At 54.0% G+C, this 17314-nt stretch carries 19 protein-coding genes; 8 read left to right on the forward strand and 11 right to left on the reverse strand.

Annotation, left to right across the window (positions count from 1 at the left end):
- Window positions 1–29: 29 nt before the first annotated feature.
- From DOP62_RS13170 to DOP62_RS13200, 7 genes are all read left to right on the forward strand, one after another.
- Window positions 30–1382, forward strand: coding sequence for an NAD(P)/FAD-dependent oxidoreductase (locus tag DOP62_RS13170; RefSeq protein ID WP_208674005.1), 1353 nt, complete (start codon window positions 30–32; stop codon window positions 1380–1382).
- Window positions 1333–1719 carry an ArsR/SmtB family transcription factor gene (locus DOP62_RS13175; protein WP_208674007.1) on the forward strand — a complete coding sequence of 129 codons (387 nt, stop codon included), beginning with the start codon at window positions 1333–1335 and terminating at the stop codon, window positions 1717–1719. Before DOP62_RS13170 ends, DOP62_RS13175 begins: the two co-directional genes overlap by 50 nt.
- A gap of 92 nt (window positions 1720–1811) precedes the next feature.
- On the forward strand, window positions 1812–2165 hold the full coding sequence (locus tag DOP62_RS13180; RefSeq protein ID WP_208674009.1) for a carboxymuconolactone decarboxylase family protein: 354 nt from the start codon (window positions 1812–1814) through the stop codon (window positions 2163–2165).
- Between the two features lie 251 nt (window positions 2166–2416).
- Window positions 2417–2893, forward strand: a complete 477-nt coding sequence (locus DOP62_RS13185) for a hypothetical protein (RefSeq protein ID WP_338430214.1) — start codon at window positions 2417–2419, stop codon at window positions 2891–2893.
- Window positions 2894–2896: 3 nt separating this feature from the next.
- On the forward strand, window positions 2897–5959 hold the full coding sequence (locus DOP62_RS13190; RefSeq protein ID WP_370538816.1) for an SNF2-related protein: 3063 nt from the start codon (window positions 2897–2899) through the stop codon (window positions 5957–5959).
- 222 nt (window positions 5960–6181) lie between these two features.
- The gene (locus DOP62_RS13195; RefSeq protein ID WP_208674011.1) at window positions 6182–6739 is read left to right on the forward strand and encodes a hypothetical protein; all 558 of its coding nucleotides are present in this window, start codon (window positions 6182–6184) and stop codon (window positions 6737–6739) included.
- 369 nt (window positions 6740–7108) lie between these two features.
- Window positions 7109–7651 carry a GNAT family N-acetyltransferase gene (locus DOP62_RS13200; protein WP_208674014.1) on the forward strand — a complete coding sequence of 181 codons (543 nt, stop codon included), beginning with the start codon at window positions 7109–7111 and terminating at the stop codon, window positions 7649–7651.
- Between the two features lie 114 nt (window positions 7652–7765).
- Here DOP62_RS13200 and DOP62_RS13205 read toward each other — a convergent pair whose 3' ends face one another.
- Window positions 7766–8344 (reverse strand): GIY-YIG nuclease family protein, encoded by a 579-nt coding sequence (locus tag DOP62_RS13205; RefSeq protein WP_208674016.1) that lies wholly within the window; start codon window positions 8342–8344, stop codon window positions 7766–7768.
- Between the two features lie 106 nt (window positions 8345–8450).
- Between DOP62_RS13205 and DOP62_RS13210 the strand changes: the two genes are divergently transcribed.
- Window positions 8451–8939, forward strand: a complete 489-nt coding sequence (locus tag DOP62_RS13210; protein WP_208674019.1) for a GNAT family N-acetyltransferase — start codon at window positions 8451–8453, stop codon at window positions 8937–8939.
- A gap of 115 nt (window positions 8940–9054) precedes the next feature.
- Here DOP62_RS13210 and DOP62_RS13215 read toward each other — a convergent pair whose 3' ends face one another.
- From DOP62_RS13215 to DOP62_RS13260, 10 genes are all read right to left on the reverse strand, one after another.
- A complete protein-coding gene (locus DOP62_RS13215; protein ID WP_208674022.1) occupies window positions 9055–9645 on the reverse strand; it encodes a helix-hairpin-helix domain-containing protein in 591 nt (196 codons plus the stop codon).
- A gap of 8 nt (window positions 9646–9653) precedes the next feature.
- Entirely contained in the window at window positions 9654–11342 is a 1689-nt protein-coding gene (locus DOP62_RS13220; RefSeq protein WP_208677083.1) for an ABC1 kinase family protein, read from the reverse strand.
- Window positions 11343–11402: 60 nt separating this feature from the next.
- Window positions 11403–11717 (reverse strand): DUF6825 family protein, encoded by a 315-nt coding sequence (locus DOP62_RS13225; RefSeq protein ID WP_261789854.1) that lies wholly within the window; start codon window positions 11715–11717, stop codon window positions 11403–11405.
- A 68-nt stretch (window positions 11718–11785) separates the two neighbouring features.
- A complete protein-coding gene (locus DOP62_RS13230; RefSeq protein ID WP_208674028.1) occupies window positions 11786–12358 on the reverse strand; it encodes a hypothetical protein in 573 nt (190 codons plus the stop codon).
- 63 nt (window positions 12359–12421) lie between these two features.
- Entirely contained in the window at window positions 12422–12913 is a 492-nt protein-coding gene (locus DOP62_RS13235; RefSeq protein ID WP_208674030.1) for a YajQ family cyclic di-GMP-binding protein, read from the reverse strand.
- A 76-nt stretch (window positions 12914–12989) separates the two neighbouring features.
- Entirely contained in the window at window positions 12990–13508 is a 519-nt protein-coding gene (locus DOP62_RS13240; protein ID WP_208674037.1) for a DNA recombination-mediator protein A, read from the reverse strand.
- A 301-nt stretch (window positions 13509–13809) separates the two neighbouring features.
- Window positions 13810–14604, reverse strand: coding sequence for an aminotransferase class IV (locus DOP62_RS13245; protein WP_208674039.1), 795 nt, complete (start codon window positions 14602–14604; stop codon window positions 13810–13812).
- Window positions 14601–15998: an aminodeoxychorismate synthase component I gene (gene pabB / locus DOP62_RS13250; protein WP_208674042.1), complete on the reverse strand. Its 1398-nt coding sequence runs from the start codon at window positions 15996–15998 to the stop codon at window positions 14601–14603. The genes DOP62_RS13245 and pabB overlap by 4 nt, the downstream gene beginning before the upstream one ends.
- Window positions 15995–16690, reverse strand: coding sequence for a 7-cyano-7-deazaguanine synthase QueC (queC, locus tag DOP62_RS13255; protein WP_370538817.1), 696 nt, complete (start codon window positions 16688–16690; stop codon window positions 15995–15997). The genes pabB and queC overlap by 4 nt, the downstream gene beginning before the upstream one ends.
- Window positions 16690–17310: a 7-carboxy-7-deazaguanine synthase QueE gene (locus tag DOP62_RS13260; protein WP_208674044.1), complete on the reverse strand. Its 621-nt coding sequence runs from the start codon at window positions 17308–17310 to the stop codon at window positions 16690–16692. Before DOP62_RS13260 ends, queC begins: the two co-directional genes overlap by 1 nt.
- Window positions 17311–17314: the final 4 nt, after the last annotated feature.

Consider the following 17314-nt stretch of genomic DNA (forward strand, 5'->3'; position numbering starts at 1 on the left):
GTAAATAGCAACTAAGGGGATCCCCAGTGATGGCACAAGTTGTTGTAATCGGTGCAGGGTTGGGCGGATTGCCGACAGCCTATGAACTACGACATTGGCTCAAAGGCGGGCACCAGGTCACTCTGGTCTCTAATCGTTCTCAGTTCACTTTCATTCCCGGCCTCATTCACGTGGCGTTGGGCAAGATTCCCCTCGACCGTGTGCAGCTGGATTTAGCTTCCCTGTGTCAGCGCCATGGCCTGAATTGGGTCGATAGCGCCGTAGAGCGGGTTGATCCCGATCGCCGAATTGTGCGCTTGGCCAATCATCAGACGCTGGACTACGACTATCTCGTCATCGCCAGTGGCCCTTCCTTTGCCTTTGATGAAATTCCCGGTTTAGGGCCGCATGGAGGTTACACCCAATCGGTCTGTAACCCAGCCCATGCCTTGGAAGCACGAGAAGCATGGGAGTCCTTTCTCAAAAATCCAACCGATTTGGTGGTGGGTGCTGCGCCTAAAACAGGTTGCCTCGGGCCTGCCTATGAGTTTGCGCTGGCGGCTGATCAAGCGTTGCGCAAACGTGGCCTGCGCGATCGCGTCACGATTACCTACATCACGCCTGAACCCTATGCCGGTTATTTGGGGCTGCCCGATCTCTATCTAGCTCGCGAACTGACGGAAGGAGTTTTAGAAGAACAAGGGGTGAAAGTAGTCACCAATGCGGCGATCGCCCAAGTGTTTCCCGATCGCGTGGAATTAGCAGATGGCCGCCAATTTCTCTTCGGTTACGCGATGATTCTGCCGGCTTTCCGAGGAGCGGACTATGTTCAAGTCTCTGGTTTAGGCAACGATCGCGGCTTCATTCCCATCCTGCCGACCCAGCGTCACCGCGACTACGAACGAATTTATGCCCTGGGCGTGAGCGTGCAGCTAGAGCAGCCCTATCGCACCCCTGTTCCGATCGGTTTGCCAAAAAGCGGTCAGATGAGTGAAGCGATGGGCGCAGCTGTAGCTCACAACATTGCCGTCGATTTAGGTACTCTGTCTGGCCCCCACCAAATCCCAACCCTTGAAGCGCTCTGCTTTGCGGAAATGGGTCAAACGGGCATTGCCTATATTGCTGCCCCAATTTTGCCCGACCCAGTCAGTGGGCGACGACGCTATTCCTACGCCACCCGAGGCGCATGGGTAAATTGGGCCAAAGCTGCCTTCGAACGCTACTTCCTACTCAAAATGAAATGGGGACTTGGGCTACCTTGGTTTGAACTGTGGGGGTTGAAATTACTCTTTGGTCTTTCACTCTTGCGCCCCATCAGTCCCTCCGATCAGTCCGATACGCCCCCCACTCTCCATGCCCCGCACCACGCCTCAGACTCTGTTGAGCTCACCCGGTACCGCTGAACTAGAGACATCTAGCACCAGTCCTGACCTCGATCGCTTGGCTGAATTGTTCAAAGTCTTGGGCGATCGCAGCCGCCTTGGAATTCTTTGGCGCATCTGCCAAGGGGAATGCAATGTGACTGAGATCAGTGAATCGACTGGTTTGAGCCAAGCCAATGTCTCGAAGCATTTGCAGATGTTGCGAATGGCTCGTTTGGTGGCTTGCCGCAAGGAGGGCAATGCTCGAATCTACTTTCTGTCGGATCCTCAATATTCCGGCCTTTGTGCACGTTCCCTGATCGACTTGGCTAGCTTATCGCCCGTGGAAGTCTCTAGCTGTGACGAGGCCAGAGCCTAACTGTGGTCTCCATGGGTCTGCAGAGAACCTGAAGGCGATCGCGGATCTACGGGGCAGTGGCTATAAAAACAAGCAGCACAGCATTCTCTTGCATGATCCATAACTACCCAGACCTAACCGAGAACCTCAATCACTCCCTTGCGCAGTTGCACCATGAAATCCCTGAGACCCTAAAGGGCTTTGGGCAGATGGCTCGCAGCATTCACAATGACGGGGCGTTGAGCAGTAAAACCAAGGAACTGATTGCTATGGCGATCGGGATTGCAGGTCGCTGCCAAGGCTGTCTGGGTTTCCATGCCAAGATGCTGGTGCAGATGGGCTGTACTCGGGCTGAGTTTCTGGAGATGCTGCAGGTGGCTATCTACATGGGCGGTGGCCCATCGCTGATGACAGCGGCTGAGGCGCTACAGGCCTATGAAGCCTTTGGTGGTGAGCAGGCGGGCTAGCGATCGCGGATCACCGGCGTCCATGCTGCGGAGTGGGGTAATGGAACCTAGAAAAGTCGGTTTGACTGTTCGTTGAATGCTCAGCGTCTAAGTCTGATGCGTCTGTTTCTGAAACAAACGAGTCAGTCGATCCCCAGTCAAAATCTGCAACCGCGATCCGGTTCATTGCTGCGGGAAAGAGTGGTTGCCACTGAAAGTGAGGCTCTGCGCCCTAAAATCGGGAGATGCGATCGCCCTGAGGGGTTGAACAGATGGAAGTCTGCGATCGCGGCTGTGCTGGGGTGTTGACCCGCATGACTCGTTCCTCTCTGAGTTTGGCTGAGCGCTGGGAGTCAGCGAAGGCAGGCTTGCTGGCTTTAGCGACGGCGGTGATTCCGGCAGCAGCGTTGATTGGCTTAGAGATTCAGCGACCGTCTGCTCTGCCGACTTGGACAACTTTGGCGGTGCATAGTGGTGCGATTGCGGTCAGCGTCTTTTTATTCGGCGTCACCTACCGCTACGCGATCCGCAGCGACACCAATCCCCATCTGCGCAACGGTCTAGTCGGTGCCTTTGGTCTGGTGCGCGGGCTGGGACTCCTGGAAAACGGCGCAACGACGAGTCTGGATTTGCCGTGGTTGACCTCGCAGTTGGGCGGCAGCCTGCTGCTGTTTGCGCTTTGTGCGACTAGCTTAGATTTTGCGATCGCGCGTGGTTGGTTACGACCCATTCCCTCCTCTCCCCAATAACCCATGGCAGTGCTGCACGGTGGCTGGCTCGGCGATCGCTTTGTTCTGTGGGCCGAAGCTTGGCAGCCCTGTGAGCCACAGTCGGTAGCGGAAATGGCTGCCCATCCCTATGCGATCGCGGTATCTGAGTTAGAGCGTTGGTGCCAGAAATATGGACTGGGATCGCTGACCGGCAGCGCTGCTACGGAGGTCTTACTCTCCATTCCTAGCCAGCTCAAGAAAGAGACGGTTTTACCGTTTTTGAGCGGGCAAGACATTCCAGCGGAGGCGCTGCTCTGGCCTTGGCGAATTTCAGGGCTGTCACTGGAGGCGGCGATCGCCGGTCAATGGTTAGCCACGTTGCCGCTGGGTTCGGCGGAGGATCATCCGTGGTTGGGGCCCGATCTGCGTTTTTGGAGCCACATCTATCGCTGGGCGCAAAGTCTGCTGGCGCGGGGTCGCTTTTATCCAGCCTTGGAGTCGAGCGATCGCGGCTTAACGGCGACTTGGTTGCCGCTGTTTAATCAGGCGGGCGATCGCCAGCGGTTTGATCGCTACAGTCAGCAGTTGCCCTTCAGTCAGTTTTGTTATCAGGCGATCGAGTCAGCAGCGGCTTGTCCTTGGCAGCCTCAGCCCCAGGATCAGTTGCTTCAGGTCCTGCAACGCTGGTTGACGGCGCGCTTGCAAGTGGCGATCGCGTCAGGAACAGTCGTTTCAGCCGATCTGCTCGCAGCATGGCAGCGATCGCTGGCCAAGGGCGAACCACTGGAGCTGGAAGATGGCGAGGCCAATCGCTTGCAAACGGCGATCGATCGCTGGTTACTGCCGGTTCAGAATGGCGCGGCTCAGGCTTGGCGGATGGCGCTGCGTCTCGTCCCGCCCCAGCTGGAAGAACGGCGCTGGCAGTTAGAGTTTGGCCTGCAGGCCGCGACCGATCCCGATCGCTTTTGGCCGGCATCCTTGCTCTGGCAAGATCCTTTACCGCCCGGCGTGCCCGATCAAGCCCAGGAATTGCTGCTGCGGGGATTGGGTCAAGCCTGTCGCCTCTATCCACAGTTGCAAACCAGCTTGGCGACAGCTTGTCCTGAGTTTCATCCCTTGACCACGGCGGAGGTCTATCAGCTGCTCAAGCAGGTCATTCCCCAGTGGCAGGAGCAGGGAATTGAGGTGCAACTCCCGCCAGGATTGCGTGGGCAAGGGCGGCACCGTTTGGGGGTGGAAGTCAGCGCCAACCTCCCCAGCGATCGCCCGAGTGTGGGGCTGGAAGCGCTGTTGCAATTCCGTTGGGAATTGAGTTTAGGTGGCCAGCGGCTGACCAAGGCAGAAGTGGAGCGGCTGGCGGCACTGGAAACGCCCTTGGTGGAAATCAACGGCGACTGGATTGAGGTGCGACAGCAGGATATTGAGTCGGCGCGGGAGTTTTTCCGCAAGCGCAAGGATCAGCCGAATCTCACTTTGGCGGATGCGATCGCGATCGCCAGTGGTGAGTCGCCGAATATTGGCCGCCTGCCCGTCGTCAACTTCGAGGCAGCGGGGCTGCTGGAAGAAGCTTTGGCGGTGTTTCAGGGGCAGCGATCGCCCGCAGCTTTACCGGCTCCGCCAACTTTTCAAGGTGAGCTGCGACCCTACCAAGAGCGCGGCGTCGGTTGGCTCACCTTTTTGCAGCGCTTCGGGATTGGTGCTTGCTTGGCCGATGACATGGGCTTGGGCAAGACGATTCAGTTGCTGGCCTTTTTGCTGCATCTCAAGCACAGTGGCGAACTGACGCGGCCAGTATTGCTGGTTTGTCCGACTTCGGTGCTGGGCAACTGGGAACGGGAAGTGCAGAAGTTTGCGCCGGAATTACGCTGGCGGTTGCACTATGGCCCCGATCGCGCTCAGGGCAAGGCTTTGGCAACGGCACTCAAGGATTGTGATTTGGTGCTGACCAGCTATTCCTTGGTGGCGCGAGATCAGAAGGCGATCGCGGCGATCGACTGGCAGGGGATTGTGCTGGATGAAGCCCAGAACATCAAAAACGATCAGGCGAAACAGACGCAGGCAGTGCGGGCGATCGCGCAAAGTCCGACGCAAAAGCCGCGCTTTCGGATTGCTCTGACGGGGACGCCGGTGGAGAACCGCCTCAGTGAGTTGTGGTCGATTGTTGAGTTTCTGCAGCCGGGGCATTTGGGCACGAAACCGTTTTTCCAGAAGCGGTTTGTCGCGCCGATTGAGCGGTTTGGGGATGCGGATTCGCTGACTGCATTACGGCAGCGGGTGCAGCCGTTGATTTTGCGGCGACTGAAAACCGATCGCAGCATTATTGCGGACTTGCCCGAGAAGCAAGAAATGACGGTTTTTTGTCCGTTAGTACAGGAGCAGGCCGATCGCTATCAACAGTTGGTGACGGAAGCGCTGGACAATATCGAAGCGAGTGAAGGGATTCAGCGGCGCGGTCAGATTTTGGCGTTGCTGACGCGACTGAAGCAGCTTTGTAATCATCCGTCGCTATTGCAAGAAAAGCCGAAACTAGACTCGCATTTTGGCGATCGCTCGGCCAAGTTACAGCGCTTGTTGGAGATGTTGGCAGAACTGACGGATGCGGGCGATCGCGCTTTGGTGTTCACGCAGTTTGCTGGCTGGGGTAGATTGCTGCAGCAGTTTTTGCAGGAACAGTTAGGCCGAGAAGTGCTGTTTTTGTCGGGCAGTACCAAGAAGGGCGATCGCCAACAGATGGTCGATCGTTTCCAGAATGATCCGCAAGCACCGGCGATTTTCATCCTGTCGTTGAAGGCAGGTGGCGTGGGGCTAAACCTGACCAAGGCGAATCACGTCTTCCATTACGATCGCTGGTGGAATCCAGCAGTTGAAAATCAAGCAACCGATCGCGCTTTTCGGATTGGCCAACGGCGTAATGTGCAGGTGCACAAGTTTGTCTGTGCAGGCACGTTGGAAGAGAAAATCGATCAGATGATCGCTAGTAAGCAAGCCCTAGCCCAGCAAATTGTCGGTAGCGGTGAGGATTGGCTTACAGAACTAGACACCAATCAACTCCGACAACTCTTGATCCTTGATCGTTCAGCTTGGGTAGAAGAGGAAGAGCCTTAGAACATACGTAACCCCTGTTTTGTATATGCCCAATATCAATCCGGCCATATAGAAAGCCTTCTTCATAACTTTTTTAATACCTAAGGATTACCAGGTTCTGGTACGCAAACCGTTAAAAAATTCTGTTCAGTTCTTACAAAATATCTAGCCTGTATTTCAATATATCAAGTCAGGTAGTTGGCTGCCTAAGAAAAGCCTCAAACGTAATTTTCCGAATTCATCATGACTCTCCCCGCCAGTGTTTTTTTATCCCTCTTGACGCCACTTTTGTCAGTTGCCAATACTGAATGGTCTAAAAAAGCTGAGTTCAAGACCTTAAGGCATCTTTCTTACGAGCGTTTAAGTCGAGAGCTTCATTGGAATGCTGAATGCCTTTGGCGGCTTAGCGATGATCCTTCGTCAAATGAGTATATTAATTTGCTTCGAACAGAGGCTTTTGATTCACTAGTGGCAGTGAGTATGCCTCTAGATCTCTTGCTGGGTGAACCTGTAAGAGTTGATTGGCTCGAAGCAGAGCCATATTCCCGCCCACAGTTTAAGCATCGAATTGAAGATTGCGTAAGTATTTCCGATCTCGTAGACCGTGTCCATAATCGCTTATGGATGCTAAAGCATAGACATAAAAATAATTTAGGGTACGGAGATATTTTATATTTGATTGACTTATTAGTGTTTACTCTAGCCCACATTAATATGGGTAGATATAATCTACGTCCTAGTCGCCTAACTTTCAACAAGCAACTTGATCGGCTCAACCTCTTGAGCCTAGGTCATAAGTAGATCATTTATGATTTATGTGAGTTATCTTGATTTTTAAGAATCGAATAAAATCAAAATTTTACGCGTCAAGTGATGTTGATAATCTGATCTTAATTGCTCTTTATATCTTTGCCTTAGCCATGCAAGTGGAGTGACCTTCTCTCACTAATTTTACTTGTTAGTAGCGATCAAAAATAATCAGACAAGACAGTTTTATTATTTTCTGTGACTATGTGCTGTTAGCAATACCTAGATTTTCTTGGCATGGGCCTTTTGGTTTCTTGCTTAAAATGATCTTGAGGTAATTTTTGTAGAAAAATCTAAAAATAATGCTGTTAGGATTAAATAAAGTTTACTGAAATAAAAAAATAATCTTGGAGCAACAATTCCTTGTTTCCTGCTGATTTCTTACCCCAATTATCTGAACGAATCATCTTACGTCGATTTATTGCCCAAGACTTGGAGCGCTTTGTTGGCTATCGTCAAGACCCTCGAATTAGCCGGTTTCAAGCTTGGTCTCAGTTTTCCAATGAAGATGGACAATTATTTATCAATGAAATGCAAATAGCAAAAATAGGAATACCAGGAGAGTGGTTTCAGATTGCGATCGCACACAAAGAGTCCAACCAGCTTATTGGAGATATTGGAATACTAATTTATGAAGACGACCCTACGACTATAGAAATTGGTTTTACGCTGAGCTATGGCGACCAAAAGAAGGGATATGCGAGAGAAGCACTAATAACTTTGATAAACTCACTATTCAAGCTTTCATCAATAAAAAAGATTGTTGCTGTCACTGATATTCGTAATGAGCGTTCTGTCAGTCTTTTGAGATATCTAGGCATGCAGCTGAGTTATGAACAAAAAACTATTTTTAAAGGTGAATCTTGTGTCGAGCAGGTTTTTAAACTGGAAAATATAGTTAGCTAAGTTTTTGATAATTCTTTTTAGAAAAAGTCAATAAACTAGTTGACATCAATCATGTTTTATCTTGCTTGCTACACATTTTAGAGGCTATTGATTACATTAAATTATTCTATTAATCTAGGTCGTAAAAGGAGTCCCCCACTGCCGCCAGTTCTGCTTGTTGAAGGGCGATCGCCAGTAATCAATCAAGATAGTTTCAAGTTGCTGTCGAGGTCGCGTTTGGGTTGGTGCATTCAGCCAAAAGCCAATGCCTACCTCACAAGCCAAACCATGCTGATGATGGAGTGACTGATAGCGAGCCACATAATCCTTGCAATCGTGCTCTCCCTTCCATCGCTGATTCGCCTTAATCGTCTCGCCCACATAGAGCAATAGCGAACAGTGATAGTCAATCACAAAGTAAAGTGCCGCCGTGCCTGCACTTGCTGCTGGCCAACGCCAAAACTCCAAACTGCGGCGACGTAACTGCCACGGATCAATACTGTGGGCAATCGCGACTGCTTCCGGCACTTGTCCAAACAAATCAGTGGCTAAAGCTGGGGGCTGCGATCGCAATGCCGATTGAAAATTGATAATCCGCTGCTTCCAAGCCTGTAACGACTCCGCCGACTGCTCATGCTCTGCTGGCGCACTGCCATAACGCGCCGCCTCCAACTCCCGCACCTGCGATCGGCCAAACAGTGGCAACTGTTCCATCGTTCTTTGTCAAAGAATTCCTGCTAGATCTAGCATTCCTAAGTCTTAATTTCCATACGGGTTTTCTTAGAAGACCCCTCTGTTGTATCGATATCGGAGGAATGCGGTGATCGAGATAGCACGAAAGGATGACCTTGCTGCGATCGCTGCCTTGACGGTGAAAGCCTACGAGGAATTTGCACCCAAGTTAGCTTGTGGCGCCTGGGAAATAATGCAGAAAAATCTCCAAAATATTGAAGAAAAATCCAAGACTGCTGAGTTTTTGATCTATCGCCTAAATGACCGTATCGTTGGATCAGTTGCGTACTGTCCAGCTGGCAAGAGTGACCCAGGTATCTTTGAATCAAACATGGCCTCTCTGCTGTTGTTGGCGGTATGCCCTGAATCCAGAGGTAAAGGGATTGCCAAGGTTTTAACTAAAGCTTGCATTGAGCGAGCGCGCCGAGATGGAGCCACAGCGATCGCCCTTTTTACTAGTGAACTTATGCAATCTGCACAGCTTCTCTATCGTGATCTTGGCTTTGTTCTAGATATAGAGTTGCCGCGGCGTTACGGCGTGCGGTACTTTCGGTTTGTGCTGAAATTCGCTACCTAATTATTGAGTGGCAAACGTCAGACTCTGCCTAGAACTACTAGGAAAAATAGTTGTTTGGCATGATCTGCTATTCACCTTTTATAGATAAGTTAAAACCTCTCAATCATGAGTTGATTTAAAAACGTAGGAAAGGAAGCCACTGGGCGATCGCCTCGGGAGGAAGTTGTAAGCGTCGCTGAAAATCTGCCACGTCTTGATAAGGACCACGTAGCAATCGCTGATGGATAATTTCACGAGCGATCGCCTCATTCACCCCCGGTAGGGTCTGCAGGATCTCCGGATATTTTGCTCGATTCACCCAACAAGGAATGATCGCAACTTCTGGCTCTGAATCGTAATAGCGAAACACCAGAATCGGCGCGATCGCATTCAGTTGGTTAACGCCTAACCCTAAAGCTTGGGCAACATCTTCTAGCTCTGCAAAGAAGAAGCCTTGCTGCCGTAGCTGCACCAAGAGTTGTGCTTGTGTGGGCGTCATCTCTGGCAGCCGTAGCCAGTCCTCAACAGCCGCGCAGTTGACATCTAACCGCAGCCCTAAACTCGCGGCCACTTCCACTTCCAGCGCATTCTGAAAGCGATAGTTCGGGTTTTGCTGCAAGCGTTGCTGCAGGACTTGTTGCAGTTGTCGCCAAGCAGGAGAAGGGCGATCGCGCTGACTGGTCGCCCACTGTTGCAGGGGTTTGAACCAAGCCGCGATCGCCTCCATAGTTGCTCCTAGCTGTTGCTAACGTTCCCCATCCGTTCACTGCGGCGCAGGCGCAATTGCGTCCGAATCAACAGCCCCAGCGGAATCAATCCCACTCCAAACGGTGCGATCGCCAGTAATGGCAGTGCGCTCAAACTAACAATGGCAGAGCCAACCCACAGCGCTGACGTCAGAATTGCCCAAGTCTGGCTTTGCTGCGTCAGTAAGAGGCGACGTAACAAGCGATCGCTCTCGCTAGCACGTACGCGCACACGCAAATCGCCCTGCTCTAACTTGTCCAGCGTGTCATCCAAGCGGCGTGGGAGGCCCAAGGCTGAGTTGCCCACCGCAAGGGCTTGACGACTGAACTCATTCAACAAACCAGCGGCATTGGGGGTAGCGTCAGACATAATCTCTAGGGCGTAGGGTTTGGCGACCGTCATGAAATTGAAGTCGGGATCTAAGCCTTTGCCAACCCCTTCCAGAGTCGAAAAAGCTCGCATCACAAAGGTAAAGGTAGCGGGAAAACGAAACGGCTGGTCGTAGGCAATCTCGTAAATATCGTCGCTAATCGCACTGATCGATTGGCCTTCGAAGGGGCGATCGAGGAAGTTGTCGAGCAGGTATTGCACCGATCGCCGCACAGGACCCAAATCGCCCGTTGGCAACAGCGCCCCAAGTTCAACTAGGGCGCTGACAATATCATCAGCATCTTTGCGGGCAATGCCCAAGAAGACCTGCATCAACTTACTGCGGACATCGGTGCGAATCTCGCCCATCATGCCGAAGTCGTAGAAAATTAGGCGACCCGTAGGGCTAACGGCTAAGTTGCCCGGATGCGGATCGGCATGGAAGAAGCCGTGGTTGAGCACTTGGCGAAGATAGGCTTCCGCGTTGAGCTGCGAAATTTTCTGGCGATCGAGGTTGGCAGCTTCCAGCGCCGTGTAGTCACTGATTTTGATGCCGGGCAGATATTCCAGCGTCAGCACCCGCGGACTGGCATAGCGCCAATAGACACGCGGCACCAGCAACCAATCACAGTCCCGAAAGTCGCGCCGGAAGCGATCGGCATTGCGACCCTCGCGCAGATAGTCGGTTTCTTGCCAGAGGATGCGGCAGCACTCTTCGTAAATGCCCACCCAGTCTCGCCCTTGGCCCCAACGGCGATGGCGCTGAAAGTATTCGGCAATGCCCCGCAGAATCGCCAAATCCACGGTGAACAATTGCTGGAGGCCGGGGCGTTGAACCTTGACCACCACAGCTTCGCCGGTTTTCAGACGAGCGCGGTGCACCTGTCCTAAGCTGGCAGCTGCGAGAGGAACCGGATCAAAGTCGCTGAATAGTGCTTCAGGACTCGCCCCTAACTCACTGGTCAGGATCTGTTGGACTTGTTCCAGATCGAAGGCTGGGACTTGATCCTGCAGCTTCGAGAGTTCTTCGACATACTCGGCTGGAAACAGATCAGCCCGCGTTGAAAATAGCTGTCCGACTTTAATAAAGGTCGGTCCCAGATCCAGACAGGTTTCGCGAATCCAACTGGCTAATCTGCGGCGGCGTTGGTTTTGGCGATCGCTGCTGAACCCCCCAAGATAGGTCCAAGGACGCTGGATCAACCAGAGTCGGAAGCTGAGCAGCAGCACAAACCGCCAGATATCGGCACTGCGCTGCCAGCGCGGATAGCGCCGCCGATCCCAGCGATAGCGACGACGCGGTGGCATGGGCGGCGAGGGAGCCGCAGCGATCGCGGCTGACTCAACAGAGAGAGCAGTCACAGCCACCTAGTCTGAAAGGGATTGGCGATACTGCTGCAGGGCAAACCGGGTCGCAGCAATTTCCGCTCGCAGGTCATCCAACAGAGCTTGCAGATCAACAGGAGGTTGGCTGGCGGATGCAGGGTCTTGCTCCAGATCCGTCTCGGTTTGCTGAATCACTTCCCGCACAAACTGTTGCAGCGTCTGTCGGTACTCCGCTTCCCAAATGCCGAAGTCACTGAGGCGATCAGCTACCACTTCGCCGAGGGCGCGCTGAAATTCACGGACGAGCGATCGCCCCAAGAAAAAGGCTTCCCGACTGGGATCGGACGGAGCAGACAAGATGGCGTTAACAAACGGCAACAGCGGTCATTATAGCGATCGCGCTTGGTCGGGCTCTGCCGCGATCGCTACTGGAGCGGGGGTGCAGTTGGGCTTGGAGCAGTGGGCTCAGGCATCGAAGGTGCGCTTGGCTCTAGATTTGGGACTGGTGTCGGCTCGGGAGTCGCCCAACTCGGATCGGTTGCACTCAAGGGTGGCTCTGCAAACGTAGGGTCGGTGACAGGCGGCTCTGCTTGTTCTGCGATCGGATCAAAGGGCGCTTCGATCACAGGGTCAGGCACAATCGCCGTGGAAGGTGGGGCAGACCAAGTATCAATACCGGCTGGCGGGTCTACAGCGCCGTGGCGACTTTCCAAAGCACTGTAGGAGGTACCAGGGAAAGTGGCCTCCGGAAAATCCTGTTCACTCTGCAAAATCGTCGCCATGGGGTTAAATGTCGGGCGACTGAAGCGCAGAGTCAGGGCAAAACTTGCACCAAAACCACAGCCGATCGCGATCGCTAACCAAACCCCGCCCCAGACTGCTGGCCGACGAGATTGCTGTACTGAGGAGCTGACGGGGCGTCTCTGTCCCGATTGCGGAGCCACAGCCCGAGGTTGCTTCGGAGAAACAAGCACCGTGCGATCTTCGGGACGACTCATCGGGGTGGTCTCATGAATGGGGCTGAGCAGGGCAGATGGTCATCAGACGCGATCGCCCACAAGCTAACGATAGTTGGTGAACTGCAGTGGTGCGGGGACATCCTGTTGCTTGAGGTATTGAATCACAGTCTGCAAGTCATCCTTGGATTTTGCGCTGACGCGCAGTGCATCGCCCTGAATGGAAACCTGCACTTTCTTAAATTGGTCACGAATTTGCTTGGACAGATCCTTTGCGAGTTCAGTACTCAGGCCGCGCTGGAGCGTGATCACTTGACGCACGCGATTGCCGCTGGCAGTTTCCACTTTGCCAAAGTCGAAGATTTTCAGGGAAAGGTTGCGTTTGGCGACTTTGGTTTGCAGCAAGGTAACAACTGCATCCAAGCTGAATTCGCTGTCGGTATTGATTGTGAGTGTATCCGCTGTCAGATCCAGCGTTGTTGTGGAATCTTTGAGGTCGTAGCGGTTGTTAATTTCACGCCGCGCCTGATCAACAGCATTGACCAGTTCTTGCTGATCGAAGTCGCTAACGACGTCAAAAGAGCTTGCAGTGGCCATGGCGATTTAAGAACAACAACACAAATCATCCGATCGCAAGGCGATCAGTGAGGCAGGAAAAGGATAGCGAGCACCGTCAGTCGAAGTAGAACAGCGTGACGAGGTGATGCTGATCCTCAGCGTAGCGACAGGTATCCAAAAGGGTGTGGCTGTCGTGGAAGGCAAAGCAGATCAACTGCTGGCAGCGGGTCACGATCGCCTGGTTGCAGAGGGTGCTAGCTTCTGCCAAGGACAGGTGATCGTTTTCAGGATTTTCGACGAGGTGGATGACCTTCTCGAGCTGCTCCCGTGACTCGCGAGGTTGGCGATCGAGGCTTTGGGGCAAGATTACTGTCAGCAGGTTGGGATCAGCTCGCATCGCGCCTCGGATGACCGCTGCATTCGTTCCCTGCGCCCCCGAGGTCATCAAGCGATTGCCCGCCAACACAAGGGCGTAGCTCATCATTTCGATCAGGTGTTGATGCGTGATCGGAACGTGGCGAGAACCGAGAATTGCTACACGCTTGGAGCTGGTTTGCTGAATGGCAGCTAGCTCCTGAGCGAGCTCGTCAATGCGATCGAGCTTAGGAATATCGAGGTCGATGGACTGGCTCAACGTCGAAACGATCGCAACGGCTTGCCCATTTTACAGCAACCCTTGAGCCACTCGTTTCCCCTGCGCGATTGCAAGGTAGAGCCATCGTCAAGTCAATTAGGACACCTTAATCGAGGTGATGACCTGAAGTTTTCAGAGACGCGAAAAGTCTTGTGGGTTGCTAAGACGACTCTGATCACGGCAGCAAACCTTTCTGTCGTTCCCAGTCTCCTCAGAAAGCAACGCATGTTATCTGCCAATTCTGCCCTCATTGGCAAATAGAGCAGAAGCAGGAGGCTAGTTTGTAAATCGATCGCAGTGATTAGCGTTGCAGGTGTTCAAAGCGCGATCGCCAGTCCTCTAAATCAGTCTTTAGCGCCCGACCATCCCAGTGGCTGACGGGGCGAAAACTGAGGCTATTGCTGAGGGCGATCGCATTAATCTGATCTCGTTGTGACCAAGCGATCGAAGCTTCCTGTGCCCAGCCGGTTGCGAGCAAGCGCTGTCGCACAATTCCGGGCAAGGCCCCATCGCTGAGGGGCGGAGTCCACCAATGATCGTTCAGGCGGACAAAGACATTGGCTGCTGCCGCTTCGCTGAGGCGATCGCTCGGGGTCAGCAACAGGGCTTCATCCGCTTGCTGCTGTTCAGCCTCCTGACGCGCCAAAACATTTTCCAGATAGCTGAGGGTTTTGAAGCGCGACAGAATTGACTCAGGGCAACGGCGAACGGTTTGAGCCGTCACTAGGCGCAGCGGCTGGAACTGCGGTTGACTCAGGCTCGGCACAATCACCAGCAATGGCTGTAGCGGATCCGGCGATTGTAAGCCGCGCTGCCCACAGCCGCGGGTCAGGGTCACCCGTAGAGCTCCCGTCTCGAGCTGATTGCGATCGACTGTGGCTTGCAGTAGGTCAAGGCTTGCATCCGGTAGCAGAGGAAACCTTAGCTGCTGGGCACTATTCGTCAGGCGCTGCCAATGTTGCTCAGCCAGACAAACCCGCCCTTGCCAGACCAGCAAGGTCTCGAATAGCCCATCGCCCAAGCTAAAACCGCGATCGCTGACGGCGATCGTCAGGTCTTTTGTCGGGATCCACTCGCCGTTGCAGTAGCCAATCATCTGGGTTGCAGCGATCGCAGTAAGGGTTGGACCTTGACTTGCATCTCAGCGTATTCCTCCAGCGGATCAGAGTCGGCAACGATGCCGCAGCCAGCTTGAGCAAGGACTTGCCCTTGGCTGAGTTGCAGCGTCCGAATCAGAATGCTGGCATCTAGGCTGCCATCGAAGCCGAGCCAAAAGAGGCTGCCACAGTAGGCTTGGCGGGGAATTGGCTCAAGATCATGGATGATCTCCATCGAGCGGATTTTGGGGGCGCCCGTAATCGATCCACCCGGAAAGGTGGCCTGCAACAAATCCACCGCCGTCAAGCCCGATCGCAGCTGACCAATCACCTGTGAGGTGAGGTGATGGACATGCTCATAGCTTTCCAGTTGGCAGAGTTGAGGTACCTGAATGGAGTGAGGACGGCAAACGCGACCCAGATCGTTGCGCAGCAAGTCAACGATCATCACATTTTCTGCTCGATCCTTCTCGCTAGCCTGCAAGTCTGCTGCCCACTGGCGATCGCGAGCAGGATCTGCGCTGCGGGGACGCGTTCCCTTGATCGGGCGCGTTTCCACCCATCCATCGCGATCGAGACGAAGAAAGCGCTCGGGCGACACCGAGAGCAACTGAAAATCACCACCGGCAAAGTAGGCCGAAAAGGGTTCAGGGCTGAGCTGATAGAGCCGTCGATACAGCTGCCAAGGGCTCAAATCCGTCGGTAACTGGGCGCGAAAAGCCGTAGTCAGGTTGGCTTGAAAGATATCGCCGGCACGAATGTGGCGTTGGACGCGATCGACAGCTTGGCAAAAGTCAGCCTGGGTTTGCAGAGCTTGCCAAGAACTCTGGAGCTGCCAATCAGGCGGTGTCAAAGGCGGGGCTGAGACGAGGCGATCGCAGACCCATTGCAGTCGTTGTTCAGCCCGCTGCTGGCGATCGCGGGGATCCTGCAGCGGCAGGCCTGAGGAGAATACCCACGTGCGTTGCTGCTGGCGATCGCAGGCGACCACCAAGTCATAGAGGCCAAAAGACCAAAGCGGCAGGACTGGCTCGACAGGTTTCGGTGTCGGGAGTCGCTCCAGCCAAGCGCCGCACTCATAGGCTAAAAAACCGCAGATGCCGCCCTGAAATGGAGGGAGATCGGGATTGGGATCCGCTTGCCACTCCACGGCAGCCAGTGCTGTCGCCAAGGCTTGAAAAGGATCAGCCGTAACTTCAAGGCTATCGCCCTGCTGAGTGGCATAGGGCGATAGACAGAGATAGGCATAGCGGCTTTCGGGTGTTGCCGGTTCTCCTAGGTCGAGCAAAACAGCGTGACGATCTTGGGCAAAAGGAGAAAATGCTTGCTGCGGATCGCACCAAGCGATCTCGCGCACCAAAGGTTGCACCACTCGACTGCCGATTGCGGTCATGACTGGAGGCTAATCAGCGATCGACCGATTTCCGTTGCCCACTCGGGGTAACCCGCTTCAATCAGGGCGCGATCGCGGATCCGGCAGGAATCACAGCGACCACAGGCTTCAGCACCACCGGCATAGCAAGACCAAGTCGCCGGAATCGGCACACCCAGTGCCACAGCCCGCCGCACGATATCGACTTTGTGATCGTGGATCAGCGGAGCGACGAGTTGCGGGGCTTGACCTTCAATGCCGACTTTGGACGAGAGTGTTGCCAGTTGCTGAAAGGCGGCCAGATAGTCAGGACGACAGTCGGGATAGCCACTGTAATCCACCGCATTGATGCCGAGATAGATGACACTCGCCTGCTGCGCCTCGGCCAAAGATAGGGCCAAGGCAATGAAGACCGTATTGCGACCGGGCACGTAGGTGGAGGGAATTTCACCTGCAACGACACCGGACTCCGGCAGCGGTTCTGCCGCATCTGTCAGTGAAGAGCCACCCCACTGGGCAATGTTGACATCGACAAAAAAGTGCTGAGTGATCCCCAATGCAGCCGCCACCGATCGCGCTGCTTCCAGTTCCCGCACATGGCGCTGACCATAGCGAAAGGAGAGAGCGATCGCTTCGTACCCGTCAGCCATCGCCTGGGCAGCAGCCGTGGCAGAATCCAGCCCACCCGATAGCAAAACCACAGCCTTAGCCATCAGCGCACTCCTAAAAACTTGTGCGTCTGCAAACTGACGCGCCAGCGGGGATGTTGCCGCACGTAATTGACGACGCGATCGCGGCTTTCGGGGCTGTTCCACTCAGGTTGCAGCAGCTTCAGCGTTGTTTCAGGTACCGCGATCGCCTGCTGCTCCGCAAAAGCTAAGTCCGCTTCCGTCTGAATGACCACCTTGAGTTCATTAGCCCAGTTGTAATTCGTGGCTACCACTGGTTTGAAAGGCTTGGGTGACAGCGTTACCCAGTCGAATTGGCCACTGGGGGGAGCACTGCCTGAGGTTTCCAAGTGGCAACGCAGCCCTTGTGATCGCAGGGCATTGGTGAGCTCTGTCAGGTCATGCAACAGCGGTTCCCCGCCGGTGACCACCACAAACTGCGGCTGTGCTGCGATCGCGGCTTGCACCAAATCTGCGATCGCGACTTCGGGATGGCGATCGCGTGGCCAAGACTGTTTGGTATCGCACCACGGACAGCCGACATCACAGCCCGCGAGTCGAATGAAAAAAGCACTGCACCCCATCCAAGCACCTTCGCCTTGAACTGAGTGAAAAGTTTCAACGATCGGGAGGGTGGCAGTAGTGCTAGCGATCACGGCTGACATGGGC

Origin of the sequence: Synechococcus elongatus PCC 11801 (assembly GCF_003846445.2) — a bacterium.
GTDB classification, from domain to species: domain Bacteria; phylum Cyanobacteriota; class Cyanobacteriia; order Synechococcales; family Synechococcaceae; genus Synechococcus; species Synechococcus elongatus_A.